Genomic DNA, 10,977 nt, shown 5'->3' with positions numbered 1-10,977 from the left:
CTCATGGGGTCTTGCCCGTCTGGGCCCCCCTTCCCTGACCGACCGCAGCCTGCTGTTCGCTTCCCGCCGGTGGTGGGCTGAACGTCCCGCCCAGCGACTGGATATAAGTCACCAACTGCCACAGGGAGTTGGACGGAAGGGCATTTCCCCAGGCCGGCATGCCCTGCGGCCGCCCTTCGTATATGCTCTTGTATACTTCGATCGGAGTACCGCCGTAGCGCCAGGCGGGGTCGGTCAGGTCAGGACCCATACCGCCTTTGGCGCCATAGCCATGACAACCGGCGCAATTCATCGATCTGAAAAGCTTCTTGCCCTCCGCCACCGAACTTGGATCGTCGGCCAGCGGATTGGCGAGGCTGACGTTGACGGCCGGCGCCTTACCGGCGGTGAGACCGAGGGGGACGACGGCGGCCACGCCTTCCGGGTAGGCAACGTCGATCCGGTTTGCCGCCGGCTTGCCCGATTGGAGAAGCCAGCCGGTCGCCCCGGCGACGACCGCGACCACCACGACGAGCGCAATAAGGAGACGTCCGGGTGACATGTCGAATCCGCCGCGCCCTATTGTTGTGCCGCCACAGCCCCGACGGGGGTCGGCGCGGTATCGGCGGCCGTCTGGATAGTGTCGCCATCGACGGAAAACACGTAGATCGTATTGCCGCGCGGCAGGAAGCCGGGCCGATCCTTCTGCACCATGGCCGCACCCCCTACCCCGGCGGCCACGGCCACGTATTGCCGATGGTCCGGACCCATATAGGTGATGGGCTGGCCGATGATGCCCGAACCGAGTTTTTGCGACCACAGGACCTTGCCCGTCCAGGCATCGACGGCACGGAACCAGCCGTCAGTGGTGCCGTAGAAAATCAGGTTGCTGGCGGTCGCGATGACGCCGCTCATCACCATGAACTTTTCCGGGACTTCCCAGATCTTCTTGCCGTGCGCGGGATCCCAGGCTATCAGGCCGCCCCAGTTTCCGTCGGGGCCATCGACCGAAAACCGTTCCATCTCCATCCCGTCATAGGGCGTGCCGGCGATGTAGGAGACCTCGTGATCGGTAAGTCCCATGCAGATGTTGAACACACCGACGTAGAGCAGGCCTGTATTCGGGTTGAACGCCGGTGGCTCCCAGTCCTTCTGGCCGATGTCGGGCGGACACACCCGGTCGATCTTCACCCCAGGCTTGGGCTCGCGCGCGGGGTCGACGGTAGGACGCCCGGTTTTCATGTCGAAGCCGGTCGACCAGTTCTGATAGGCGAAATTGTTGGCCAACAGCACCTCGCCGGTGTTCCGGTCGATCGTGTACGCATAGGTGTTGCGATCGAAGTGGACCAAGGTGTGGCGCATCTTGCCGTTGATCGGCATATCGAGCAGCACGGCCTCGTTGACACCGTCATAGTCCCACTGATCGTGCGGCGTGAACTGGTAGGCCCATTTGGCCATGCCGGTTTCCGGATCGCGCGCGAACATGGCGCTGGTCCATAAATTGTCCCCGGGCCGCTGGACCGGAACGCGCGGCCCCGGATTGCTGGTGCCGTAATAGAGGGTTTTTGTTTTCTCGTCATAGGAGACGAAGCCCCACGACGCGCCGGCGCCCGTATCCCAGGCGCCCGACGGCCAGGTATTGATTCCGAGGTCCTTGCCTTTCATCCAGTCGTAATAAGGCTTGAAGGTATTATCGATACGGACGTCCTTGTCCGATCCCACGGCATGCGCGCGCCACAACTCCTTGCCGGTGGCGACATCCAGGGCCGCCAGCCAGCCGTTGACGCCCATTTCGCCGCCGGAATTGCCGACGAAAACCTTGCCGTCCGCCACGAAAGCAGACTGTGTCAAGGTCACGCCATGCTTGACGTCGTCCATCGCGGTGCGCCACGCCTGCTTGCCGGTAGCGGCGTCCACGGCGACGGTATGGTCGTCGAGCATGTTATAGATCAGCTTGCCGTCGGCATAGGCCCATCCGCGGATAACGGCGTCGCAACACGCCTTACCGATCGCCTGCGGCGAAGGGTTGGGATCGAACTTCCATTTGATCGACGGGCCCGGCTTCGAGAGATCGAGCGCATAGGCGGTGTTGGGATAGGGCGTCACCACATACATGGTGTCGCCGACGACCAGCGGCGCGCCTTCATGGCCGTATTGCGTGCCGTCGGAAAAGGTCCAGGCGACTTTCAGTTTACCGACATTGGCGGCATTTATCTGGTCAAGAGGGCTGAACCGCGTGTTGGCATAGTCGCGCGCCTGACTGGTCCATTCGCCGGGCTGTGCTGCTCCGGCGAAGTTGGCCGTCGCGCCGGAATACGATTTCTGCGGAGGAGACGGCGCTGTCGACTGCGCCCAAGAAGATGCGGTAATGGCAGCCAAAGCCACCGACGAAAGCGCAATCCGCATTGAATCCTCCAGGAATCAGCGCTCAAACTCCGCCCGATCCAAACGGTTCCAGTTGTTCACGTAAAGTTGTTAGCCGGCCATCAATCGGTGAGAAAAAACCCCAGCCCGAAGAGAAAATACACCTCTACGAGCCTCGGCTTCGTCGAGCTGGCTACTCGCCTCTTCGGGTTACCTCTAATCGTTGCAAGCTTCTTTGGTGAGGCCAACCTGTCGCGCTAATTCCGCAAATGGCGGCACGCCGCTCTCGTCCTAGGAAACATTCGCGAGCTGGAGCAGCCGCTACGAAAAACAGACCGCGTCCCTGTTGGCGGGCGGCATATTCTCTAAGACCCTTTCCTCGCAGGCGACGGAATGCCTTCGGCCTTCTACAAGGCGTCGTCGATGGAAAGAACGCCGTGATGCACCAGTGCATTATGGATGGCAGCGACCGCCATCATCAGACTGTCGAGCTGCACATGGCGACGTTCATCGGTTATCCTTGACATAGGGCCGTAGCGGGCGACGGTGTGGCCGGCTACCGCCCTGCGAGCGGTTCAGACGGTGGGGCGTTGTTCGAACTACCAGGCGAGGCCATGATCAGGCTCCGGGTTGGAGGCAAACTAACTTTGAAAGCCTCGCGAAGGTCCAGTGGTACCCTCCTTGGCAAGCCGCTGCGCCGCAATGCGGCGTCGATCAACGGGGCAACAAAGGCTCCACTCAACCTCAAGACATTGGCCATCCTGTCAGGACCGCTGTAGTGACCTAAATGTCCGAGCGCGGCCGTGGCCACGCCCCTGCTGTGTTGGAGGTCAAGTCATGCTGAATGAGCTGTTTGAGAAAAACCGGGCCTGGTCCGAAGAACGCCGCCGCGACGATCCCCATTATTTCGAACGGCTTTCCAATCTTCAGCGACCGCAATACCTGTGGATCGGTTGTTCGGACAGCAGGGTACCTGCCAACACGATCACCGGCTTGGAGCCGGGTGAAGTCTTCGTGCATCGCAATGTTGCAAACCTTGTTCACCCAAGCGACCTGAACCTGCTGTCGGTCCTCGAGTACGCGATAGACGTGTTGGAGGTGTCACATGTCATCGTCTGTGGCCACTATGGTTGTGGCGGCATTCGAGCTGCGCTCGACGGAGAAAGGCACGGAATCATCGACCATTGGCTGCAGCCCATTCGGGATGTGGCCGAGCAGAACAAGGACGACCTCGACCGCCTCCCCGATCTGAGCTCGCGCCTCAGGCTTGTTTGTGAAATGAGCACGCGCAACCAGGTTGCGCGTCTTGAGCGGACACCAATCGTGCAGTGGGCTTGGAAGCGCGGCAAGCGCGTTCGGATACACGGCTGGGTATATGGGCTGACGGACGGGTTGATCTCGGACCTCAAGTGCAGCGTGCCCGCGCTGGAAGGCTGAGCCCCCGCTGAACCACAGCCTCCTGCTCCGCTACGGTGGCGGCGATCAGCCGATGAAACCCCAATTCCTCAGCCTCTCGTTCCTAAAAGTCAATGTCAGCTATTCTAACCAATTGGCTGGCCCATGCCGAAGCCTGTCGCGTGTCGATCTGCACCGCGGCATAGCCTGAATATCTGAAAGTCAGGGCCGCATCGGCTCCGCGAATCTCCGGCGGCTCGAATTTGAAGCGTTGGAGCTCTTATCGCCTATGAAGAAGCGCGCTGGTAGGGACGGGCCACGACAAGGCACATGTGCCGAGGGGTCATCGCTACGCCTCATCGGAACGAGAGTGATAAGCGCTCTCAGGCAGCGGTGTGCCAGATATGCCCACTGTCGCCGGTTCGAAGACTGGTCCCGAACTCGTTCACCGATAACCGGGACGCCGCTTCGCCCTGCCCATTGATCGCAGCCCCCATCGACTAGCTATTCAGGGCAACCCTGAGTGCCCTTTCCAAGTCGCCCCGTTCAAAGGGCTTCCCGAGGACGGGGACGTTCCGGAAACCTTGAGGAATGCCCCCGGCGCCGTAGCCAGTCGAAAAGACGAAGGGTATCGACCTTTCGGTGAGCGCCTCGGCGACGGGATAGGTTTCGGCTCCGTTGAGATTCACGTCCAGAATTACGGCGTCAAAGTCCGCTCCTCGGTGCGCGGCGACCACTTCAAACCCAACCTCGACTAACGAGTTCTCAACGTCCAATAATCCAGACAGGAACCAAAATGTGCAAACGATGTTTATTGACCGAAGGGCATCTTACTTCCTTGGAGAGTTGAACATGAAAACCACCCTGATTCTGGGCGCGCTGGCGCTTTGCTTGGCCGCGCCTTCCATTGCCTCGGCGGATGCGATGGTTCTCACCACGAACCAGCACCGCCATCACCATGGTGCGGACGCTGTCGTCATCAATGAGGACGGAGCTCGCCTCCATCATCGCCGTCATGGCACCGAGGCGTTTTACGACAACGGGAATCGCCATCATTGGCGCAGACATCATCGTCCAGATACCATCATCATCAAGCGTTCGGACGACCGCCCGATGCACCACCGCCATCGTCACGTCGTCATCGAGAACAACGACTACTGATCTTCTTACGCCGGACCCGGCTCTCAGATCGGAGCCGGGTCACGCGGCGCTGCCTCCGGGCCGCTGACCCTGTCCAGATCGCAGCCAAAGCTCGCGCTGAACGGCGTTGTGGAACTCGCGAAGTTCGCGGTTGGTGATGTCTCGATCGAAGCCGGCGCGCTGCATCTGCGTGCCCAAGGTGGCAACCATCTGCTTCCAGTTCGTCACCGCGGCGCCCCGCTTTGCCGAAAGCACCTTGCTAAATCGGCGTGCCGCAGCAAGTTGCCGAGGCCTTTGGACTGATCTCTCCAGTCCTCGCGTGACGAGGTTGAAGCCGCGCCGGTTCTCCGCTGCCTTCGCCACGTAAGTCGACATAACATGAGATCACCAGCCTGCCGTTGCGGAAGACCAAAATGGGAACGCGTCGGGAACGAGTAAAGCGGTGCCGATCAGTGTCAAGGCGTGCCGCCTCGCGGTGATCCATGGCTTCGGCGATGACGTCGAACACGCTGGGCACTTCGTCAGTGATTTCCGTGGTGGCGATGCCGGCCTCATTGGGCCGCCCATCGCTGAAAATGATGAGGATCGCGAGTTACGGGAATGAATGGATGGCCAGCTTTAGTGGGAGAGGCTGTCGTAGAAGGCGATGAGGCGTTTGCCGCAGGCGTTCTTCTCGCTCTCCGGTTCCCTTAGCTCGGCGGTTCCGGCACGCCATTGGCGCGGTTCCCGTTTTGAACAGGCAGAAGTGCGGCAGGTCTACCACCGAGACTGGCACCACCGCCCGCACCGCCGGCGGTGGGAAAAGGCAATGACATTGGCCATAAATATCGGCATCACCACCACCGTCCAAGCCGATACTAGGCCGTGAACTCATTAATGCGGAGTGGCCGGGACGGGTGGGACGCGGAAGAGAGCTGTTGGTGGAAGCTGACGCAGCTTAAGATGTTTGGAAGAATGCTGCTAGCTCGGTGGCCAATTCTTCGGGTGCTTCTTCGGCCATATGGTGGCCGCAGTCGATGCAACGGCCTCTGACGTCGGAAGCCCATTCTCGCCAGATGCCAAGGATATCACCGTGCAGATCCTCCAGATCGTCCCGGGCGGACCAGAGCACAAGCAGGGGGCAAGCGAGCTTCCGACCTGCCGACCGATCATCTTCGTCATGCTGGCGGTCAATGCCTAATCCCGCCCGGTAGTCCTCGATCATGCCATGAACCGTTTCCGGATCATGGATGGCAGCATGAAAGTCAGCGTAAGACTCCACTCCCATCGCTTCCGGACTGCCACCGTACCAGGCATCCGGATCAGCCAGAATCGCCCGCTCGGGCTTCTCCGCTTGCGCGAAGAAAAACCAGTGCCACCAAGCAGACGCGAAGCGGGCATCGCACCGTGCCAACGCGTCCGCGATTGGGATACCGTCCAAGATCGCGAGGCGACTGACCGAGTCCGGGTGGTCCATTGCGGTTCGAAAGGCTGTATAGGATCCTCTGTCGTGCCCGACGAGGCCGAAGCGGCCGAAGCCAAGCTGGCGCATGAGTGCAACGCAATCTCTTGCCTTTGCACGCTTCGATGACCCGGCGTGATCCGGTGTATCGGCAGGCTTGGAGGATTGGCCGAAGCCACGCAGGTCGGGGCAGACGACGGTGTATTGCTCTGCGAGTATTGGCGCTATTCGGTGCCAAGTTGCATGTGTGCGAGGATGACCATGCAAAAGTAGTAGCGGCTCCCCTTTGCCACCAACCCGGTACCGGAGAGTGGCCTCGGGAAGCTTGATCCGTTCCAGTTCGAATCCACCGAACATACTTGCTTTCCCTGTCCGCGCCATTTTCGGAACGCTGGCGGAGTCCAGTTCCAACGCCAGCTGTCGAGATCTGCAGCTTAGGTTCCCTACGTCCGAGTAGGGTCGTTTGTCGACAGGCGGGTTTCAAGTTGGAGCGGAATCCGCGGCGGACTTGATCAAGGATTTGCCCGAAGGTGCCATGCTGCTCGCCGACAAGGGCTATGATGCCAACGCCTTGCGCAATGCCGTCACCGAGAAAAAGGCATGGGCCAACATCCCGCCCAAGGCCAACCGCAAGGACCCGATGTGCTTCAGCCCCTTCCTCTACAAGGCCCGCAACTTGGTCGAACGCTTCTTCAACAAGGCCAAGCAGTTTCGCCGCATTGCAACTCGGTATGACAAGCTGGCAGAAAATCACCTCGCTGCCCTCAAACTCGTCTCCGTCCGCATATGGGTACGCGGTAGTGAGTCTACGTCCTAGGTACATTAGCGTGTACTAACACTCTGCTTTGGGTTAGATTGCAGGTCAATTTGTAAGGTCGAGACGAGCAGCCTCAGGGAGGATGCAATGGTTAAGCCGGGATGCAAATGGATGCTATGGGGTTCGTGCGCCCTTTGGCTTCTGACCCTGCCCGCGCAAGCGAGCAGCTTGGGTGATCTGGTCAAGAATGGCGACTTGCCAGCGGTCACTGCCGCCTTGGACAAGGGCCTCGATGTCAACGAAATCGACGGCGTTACGGCACTTTACATCGCCTCAGAAGCCGGGAATGTCGAGTTGGCAGCGCTACTGATCAGGCATGGGGCAGACGTCAACCTACCTGTCAGCTGGCAGCGAACGCCGCTCTACGCCGCCAACAAGGGCGGCCATGCTGACATCGTCAAGCTGCTGCTAGACAACGGGGCCGACCCAAATCGGGTGACGAAAGCGCAGACGCCGCTTCACGTTGCTGCCGAAAATGGCTGCCTCCCATGCGTCGTCCATCTTATAGAAGTCGGAGCAGATGTTAACGCGCTGACATCGAATGGAAGTCCCCCGCTACATCTGGCCAAGGTCGCAGGGCACGAGGACGTCGCAGCCTATTTGCGCAGTCATGGCGCCGCAAAACCGGCCATCGCGCCGATTTCACCACGGCTTGCCTCAGCAAACGCTCAATCGGGCAAAGTAATATACGACAGCACCTGCGTGGCCTGTCATCTTTCTCCGGGCGTCAGGGTACCCAAAAAGGTCAGTCTGTGGAGCATCGTTGGGCGCCAGAAGGGTTCACAAGCGGATGTCCAGTATTCATCTGCTATGAAGGACGCTGGTGGTAATTGGAGCTTTGAGGAACTCAATCTCTTCATCTCGAATCCCGCGCTCGCGTTGCCCGGCACGGAGATGTCTTTCCCGGGATTGAAGGACGAGAACAAGCGGGCGGACCTCATTGCCTACCTTCGGACTTTGAGTGATGCACCGCTGCCGCTTCCTTGAGCGCTGTTGTTGGTGGGTAACTTTGGTGCCGAATTGACCTGCAGCGAGCACGCCGAGGCAAGATTACTATCTCACGGCTTCGTTTCTCGCGCGCCGTGAGCGCCGAGGCGGCTAGACCCTGATCGGAACATTCTTGGCGATGCTATGTAACCAGATCTTTTAGTCCAAGTTATCAAACACCGCGGCCTACTGTGGCGAGATATGGAGAGGTGCGATCCAGACCATTCCAGAACGACAGCAAGAGGCCGGCCGATCGCTTGGCCTGTCCAAAACCCGGATCATGATTTCCGTCCTTCTCCCGCAGGCTTTCAGTTGGCCCTGCCAGCGATCGGCGGCCAGAACATCCTGCTCCTGAAGGGGACCGCATTGGCGTCGACAATCACGGTCTTCGACCTGATGGGTGCAGCCAACCTCGTTCGCGCTCAGACGGTTCGGGTTAACGAGCCTCTGTTTGCCGCGGCGCTTGGATATTTCCTGCTGGCGGTGGGATCACGACTGGCTTCGGGTTTTCAAGAGACGGCTCGCTCAGCGATATTGATCGGGACCGAGCAGTGTCGGTTGAGGTAGCGGCCTTTCCGAAGGCACATCATGGCCTCCGCCGCAGCCTCAGCGCCACGCCTAGATGCCACCTAGAAGTAGCCGAGGACGGATTTCACCTCGAGATATTCCAGCATGCCCTCAAGACCATATTCTCGTCCGTTTCCGGACTGCTTGAAACCGCCAAACGGGGCATGCGGATCCCAGGCCGGGTAGTTGAGATGAATCTGACCGGACCGAATGCGCGACGCGACGTCCCTGACGACCTCCAAGTCCTCGCCTTGCACATGGCCCCCCAAGCCGTACACCGTGTCGTTGGCGATGGTGACGGCCTCTTCGATTGTGTCATAGGGGATAATGCAGAGGACCGGCCCAAAAACTTCTTCCTGGGCAATGCGCATCTGGGTGCGCACGTCCGAAAAGATCGTCGGCTTCACATAGAGGCCGACGTTCAGATCGTGTGCACGACCCGGTCCGCCGATGATGAGCCTGGCGCCTTCCGAAATGCCCACGTCGATCATGGTTTGTATTCGGTCGAATTGGGTACGATTGGCGATCGCACCGTGAGTGGTGGCTTCCGAAAGAGGATCGCCGACGACGATCTGGCCCGCGACCCTCTTGGCGATTGCCTCGATCTCGGACAGCCGCTCGCGTGGCACGATCATGCGCGTCGGAGCGCTGCATGACTGGCCGAGATTGCGAAAGGCGGCGGCTATGCCCAGGGAAACGGCGCGGTCGAGATCGGCGTCCGGCAGGATCACGTTCGGGGACTTGCCACCGAGTTCCTGGGCGACACGCTTGATGGTCGGCGCTGCCGCCTGGGCCACGGCAATGCCCGCGCGGGTGGACCCGGTAATGGAGATCATATCGACATTCGGATGGGATGCCAGACTAGCACCCACGCATGCGCCATCCCCTTGCACCAGATTGAACACTCCGGCAGGGAAGCCGGCTTCCTCGATCGCCTCGGCGAACAGCAGAGCGTTCAGGGGAGAAAGCTCGCTTGGCTTCAACACGACCGTGCAGCCTGCCGCGAGCGCCGGCGAAACCTTGGCGGTGATCTGGTAAAGCGGCCAGTTCCACGGCGTAATCAGTGCGCAGACACCAATCGGTTCGTGGGTGATGGCGGTTTGCCCCCGCTGCTTGACGAAGGGAAAGGCTGTCAGCACATCACGCGCAGCCTTAACATGCGCGATCGCCAGCGGTACCTGAGCGCTGCGCGCATAGCCGATCGCCGCGCCCATTTCGAGGGTAAGGCATTGAGCCATCAGTTCGCCCCGCGCCTCGAGCATCACCTGCAGGCGATCGAGCAGACCGGCACGATATTCCGGCGTGGTCCGGCTCCAGGCGGCGAATGCATGGCGGGCCGGTGCAACGGCCGCATCAACGTCCAAGCTGTTTCCGAGCGGAAACCGAGCCACAACCTCTTCGGTGGAGGGGTTCACCACGACGCCCTTGGCGGCGCCGCTCGGCTCGACCCATTGACCGTCGATGAAAAACTTGTCCAGGTGGCCGTTGCGCGACAGATGTTCGAGGGGTGTCATCACGCGACAAGGCCCTTCATGCGATCATAGCCACCCAGAACCGGCAGGAACCAGAGGCGCCCGAAAAGGCCGGGGATCGCCTGCCAGTTGAAATCCTTCCAGGGGTTCAGGTCGGGGCGCCCATCCATGACATCAGTCATGGTGCTGCCTATCAGCGTCGACAGATCCAGCCCGTAAGAGGTAAACTTCATTTTCTTGACCACCAATGCTGATTTGAGCGGGCGAAATCCGAGGCGTGTGTACGCGCCTACCAGCCGCGCATCCGCACCCAACGCTCTTCAATCCTGGGGCTGTCCCCGTTAACGATACTGTAGAAATCATGCTGCGCGGCCATCGCACACGCATGGTTGGGCAGGATCCGGACCCGGGACCCGAGCGGCAGTTCGGGCATGGATTTCCCAGAACCGGCACGAATGGCGAGGATACCGTGTTCCTGACTGGCCTGGACCACGATCACATCTTCCAGCACCCGCCCCTTTTCGTCGCAGACCACGCCGTAACCCTGGTCGATCTGCTGGTTTGCGGTGCCCCGATCGCGCGAAAGCGCCATCCACCCGGCGTCGACCAGCACCCATCCCTTTTCCGGCTTCGAGCCGATCACCGTTGCTAATACGGAAATCGCGATATCATCGCGGTCGCAGACGCCAACCCCGTGCTGAACGAGATCGAAGAACATGTAGACCCCGGCGCGCAACTCCGTGACACCCTCGAGATTCTGAGCGAAATGCGCGGTTGGCGTCGAGCCGACGCTGACGGTCGGACAGGCATGGCCA

General features: G+C 60.3%; 11 protein-coding genes and 2 pseudogenes. 6 read left to right on the top strand and 7 right to left on the bottom strand.

Annotated features, from left to right (window positions below):
- Position 1: 1 nt before the first annotated feature.
- Positions 2–541: a c-type cytochrome gene (locus EN925_RS08355; protein ID WP_127368285.1), complete on the bottom strand. Its 540-nt coding sequence runs from the start codon at positions 539–541 to the stop codon at positions 2–4.
- 17 nt (positions 542–558) lie between these two features.
- Positions 559–2,385 carry a PQQ-dependent dehydrogenase, methanol/ethanol family gene (locus tag EN925_RS08350; protein ID WP_245460898.1) on the bottom strand — a complete coding sequence of 609 codons (1,827 nt, stop codon included), beginning with the start codon at positions 2,383–2,385 and terminating at the stop codon, positions 559–561.
- Between the two features lie 795 nt (positions 2,386–3,180).
- Here EN925_RS08350 and EN925_RS08340 point away from each other — a divergent pair.
- Both EN925_RS08340 and EN925_RS08330 read left to right on the top strand, forming a co-directional pair.
- The gene (locus EN925_RS08340) at positions 3,181–3,780 is read left to right on the top strand and encodes a carbonic anhydrase (protein ID WP_127368284.1); all 600 of its coding nucleotides are present in this window, start codon (positions 3,181–3,183) and stop codon (positions 3,778–3,780) included.
- Between the two features lie 810 nt (positions 3,781–4,590).
- A complete protein-coding gene (locus EN925_RS08330) occupies positions 4,591–4,899 on the top strand; it encodes a hypothetical protein (RefSeq protein WP_127368283.1) in 309 nt (102 codons plus the stop codon).
- A gap of 39 nt (positions 4,900–4,938) precedes the next feature.
- Here the strand turns inward: EN925_RS08330 and EN925_RS40605 are convergent, their stop codons facing one another.
- Positions 4,939–5,253 (bottom strand): DUF6074 family protein, encoded by a 315-nt coding sequence (locus EN925_RS40605; protein WP_245469170.1) that lies wholly within the window; start codon positions 5,251–5,253, stop codon positions 4,939–4,941.
- A 67-nt stretch (positions 5,254–5,320) separates the two neighbouring features.
- Between EN925_RS40605 and EN925_RS39595 the strand changes: the two genes are divergently transcribed.
- Positions 5,321–5,482: a hypothetical protein gene (locus EN925_RS39595; protein WP_164766092.1), complete on the top strand. Its 162-nt coding sequence runs from the start codon at positions 5,321–5,323 to the stop codon at positions 5,480–5,482.
- A 333-nt stretch (positions 5,483–5,815) separates the two neighbouring features.
- Here EN925_RS39595 and EN925_RS08320 read toward each other — a convergent pair whose 3' ends face one another.
- A complete protein-coding gene (locus EN925_RS08320) occupies positions 5,816–6,676 on the bottom strand; it encodes an alpha/beta hydrolase (RefSeq protein WP_127368289.1) in 861 nt (286 codons plus the stop codon).
- Between the two features lie 151 nt (positions 6,677–6,827).
- Between EN925_RS08320 and EN925_RS08315 the strand changes: the two are divergent.
- The 3 genes and pseudogenes from EN925_RS08315 to EN925_RS08300 form a co-directional block, all read left to right on the top strand.
- A pseudogene (locus EN925_RS08315) lies at positions 6,828–7,136 on the top strand (transposase); the annotation flags it as partial.
- A gap of 168 nt (positions 7,137–7,304) precedes the next feature.
- Positions 7,305–8,123 (top strand): ankyrin repeat domain-containing protein, encoded by an 819-nt coding sequence (locus EN925_RS08310; RefSeq protein ID WP_164768867.1) that lies wholly within the window; start codon positions 7,305–7,307, stop codon positions 8,121–8,123.
- 312 nt (positions 8,124–8,435) lie between these two features.
- Complete coding sequence (locus tag EN925_RS08300; RefSeq protein WP_127368280.1) at positions 8,436–8,690, top strand: hypothetical protein; 255 nt, start codon at positions 8,436–8,438, stop codon at positions 8,688–8,690.
- Positions 8,691–8,752: 62 nt separating this feature from the next.
- Here the strand turns inward: EN925_RS08300 and EN925_RS08295 are convergent, their stop codons facing one another.
- The 3 genes and pseudogenes from EN925_RS08295 to EN925_RS08285 form a co-directional block, all read right to left on the bottom strand.
- Positions 8,753–10,207, bottom strand: a complete 1,455-nt coding sequence (locus EN925_RS08295) for an aldehyde dehydrogenase family protein (RefSeq protein WP_127368279.1) — start codon at positions 10,205–10,207, stop codon at positions 8,753–8,755.
- Positions 10,204–10,395, bottom strand: coding sequence for a hypothetical protein (locus EN925_RS08290; RefSeq protein WP_206519153.1), 192 nt, complete (start codon positions 10,393–10,395; stop codon positions 10,204–10,206). Before EN925_RS08290 ends, EN925_RS08295 begins: the two co-directional genes overlap by 4 nt.
- Before the next feature lie 56 nt (positions 10,396–10,451).
- Positions 10,452–10,977: pseudogene (locus tag EN925_RS08285) on the bottom strand (DSD1 family PLP-dependent enzyme); the annotation flags it as partial.

Source organism: Mesorhizobium sp. M7A.F.Ca.US.006.04.2.1, from assembly GCF_004022915.1.
Lineage (GTDB): Bacteria > Pseudomonadota > Alphaproteobacteria > Rhizobiales > Rhizobiaceae > Mesorhizobium > Mesorhizobium ciceri.
The sequence above is the reverse complement of the archived record's forward strand: the minus strand, read 5'-3'. Positions and strand labels throughout refer to the sequence as shown.

Coding starts and splice junctions, on each gene's coding strand:
- EN925_RS08355 (WP_127368285.1), bottom strand. CDS start 541: ATGTCACCCGGACGTCTCCTTATTGCGCTCGTCGTGGTGGTCGCGGTC.
- EN925_RS08350 (WP_245460898.1), bottom strand. CDS start 2,385: ATGCGGATTGCGCTTTCGTCGGTGGCTTTGGCTGCCATTACCGCATCT.
- EN925_RS08340 (WP_127368284.1), top strand. CDS start 3,181: ATGCTGAATGAGCTGTTTGAGAAAAACCGGGCCTGGTCCGAAGAACGC.
- EN925_RS08330 (WP_127368283.1), top strand. CDS start 4,591: ATGAAAACCACCCTGATTCTGGGCGCGCTGGCGCTTTGCTTGGCCGCG.
- EN925_RS40605 (WP_245469170.1), bottom strand. CDS start 5,253: ATGTCGACTTACGTGGCGAAGGCAGCGGAGAACCGGCGCGGCTTCAAC.
- EN925_RS08320 (WP_127368289.1), bottom strand. CDS start 6,676: ATGTTCGGTGGATTCGAACTGGAACGGATCAAGCTTCCCGAGGCCACT.
- EN925_RS08290 (WP_206519153.1), bottom strand. CDS start 10,395: ATGAAGTTTACCTCTTACGGGCTGGATCTGTCGACGCTGATAGGCAGC.